The 1,754-nt window shown below is 42.3% G+C and carries 1 protein-coding gene and 1 pseudogene; both read left to right on the top strand.

The genetic code is table 11. The annotated features are described in order from the left end of the window. Window positions 1-897 precede the first annotated feature (897 nt). Window positions 898-1,221 (top strand): hypothetical protein, encoded by a 324-nt coding sequence (locus BN1243_RS22425; protein WP_230200289.1) that lies wholly within the window; start codon window positions 898-900, stop codon window positions 1,219-1,221. A 24-nt stretch (window positions 1,222-1,245) separates the two neighbouring features. Continuing rightward, window positions 1,246-1,754 (top strand): annotated as a pseudogene (locus BN1243_RS22420) (transposase); the annotation flags it as partial.

Raw genomic sequence — 1,754 nt, 5'->3', positions numbered from 1 at the left:
CCATGATGCGCTCATACCTTCTGCTCCTTTTGGCTAAACCAACACTTAGTATTACTGAATGGGTAGATGAATGACACCGAGTGCCTTTTTATGCCATCATGAGTGGCTTTGAACCCGGAAATCTTCCTGGTATAGGGACCTTTTCTATGACTTTTTCAACCGTTTATGGGGAAGGGAAAGCGCCAATGTTAAACCCTTTATCAAACCAAAACGCCAAAAAACTAAAAGGAAGAAGAAGCCTAAAAAAGGAGAAAAAGCATCCCCATCTAGTCCGGGAATCGTAAGAAAGCTTGTCGATCGTTTTTTTCGCTACGGCTCAAAGAAAAAGGAGCTAACAGGAGATCGACTGTTTAAATATTTCCAATCTCAATTTCTTAAAACATCAGCTAACCTAGGATTACTCGGAGATCTAACCGATCTCGGTGTTGTCGGAGACGGCACACCTATAGAAACAACCAGCTACCCCAGAAGTAAAAGGATTTGTGATTNTAAATAGACTCTCGGCATTCACCGAGTAAGATGGTACAAGGTTTTCTTATACCAATTTTTTATTTCTCCTCCTACTATTAATAGGGGGATATTTCATTTTTTTGTTAGTAAAATTGCTCATTCTCTATTGAACGAGATGAATAATCTACATACTACGCGAGAGCTCGCCACCGTTGATTTCCGTTCCAGGCGGACGCTTTCCGGGGGGCGTGCGGTGAGCTTCCTCGTCGCTACGCTCCTGCGGGATCTCACCTGTCACGCTAATCCCCCAGGAGTCGCCGCCTTCCACTTCAATCAACTAAGTTATTCTTTTGCACATATACTTAAGTTTGTCATTCATACAATGAAGCTTTGTTCTTGATTTTGTCGAAAACACTTGACTTTTTAAAAACGCCTCAATAATCACCGGTGAAGGGATTTATTTCCTTACTAACTGCGATTGAGGTGCTAAAGTTGAAGCCAACGATTATTGCACATGAAGATTATCAAAACTTCGTCCTAGAACAATTAAGGAAGCACTATTCGGGAAGTGTACTCACGATTGTAAATAATGACTGGCCCATTATTTACAAGTTATGGATCACCGATCTCTCTTATCTTACTTCTTGGCTGCGGAGTTCCTACTCTAATAGAGGACCTGAATCTCGTGATCCAGCTTCCATGATGCGCTCATACCTTCTGCTCCTTTTGGCTAAACCAACACTTAGTATTACTGAATGGGTAGATGAATGACACCGAGTGCCTTTTTATGCCATCATGAGTGGCTTTGAACCCGGAAATCTTCCTGGTATAGGGACCTTCTATGACTTTTTCAACCGTTTATGGGGAAGGGAAAGCGCCAATGTTAAACCCTTTATCAAACCAAAACGCCAAAAAACTAAAAGGAAGAAGAAGCCTAAAAAAGGAGAAAAAGCATCCCCATCTAGTCCGGGAATCGTAAGAAAGCTTGTCGATCGTTTTTTTCGCTACGGCTCAAAGAAAAAGGAGCTAACAGGAGATCGACTGTTTAAATATTTCCAATCTCAATTTCTTAAAACATCAGCTAACCTAGGATTACTCGGAGATCTAACCGATCTCGGTGTTGTCGGAGACGGCACACCTATAGAAACAACCAGCTACCCCAGAAGTAAAAGGATTTGTGATTGCGGTGCCCAAGGACTTACGAAATGTGACCATCCGCGTTATTACTCCCAACCCGACATCGACTCAGGATGGGACAGTTCACGGGAAAAGTACTTCAACGGATACCATCTCTACATGTTATC

Source organism: Bacillus niameyensis (assembly GCF_001375535.1).
In the GTDB taxonomy this organism is placed as follows: domain Bacteria; phylum Bacillota; class Bacilli; order Bacillales; family Bacillaceae_C; genus Lederbergia; species Lederbergia niameyensis.
Note: the sequence above shows the minus strand (reverse complement) of the source record. Positions and strands in the feature narration are given on the sequence as shown.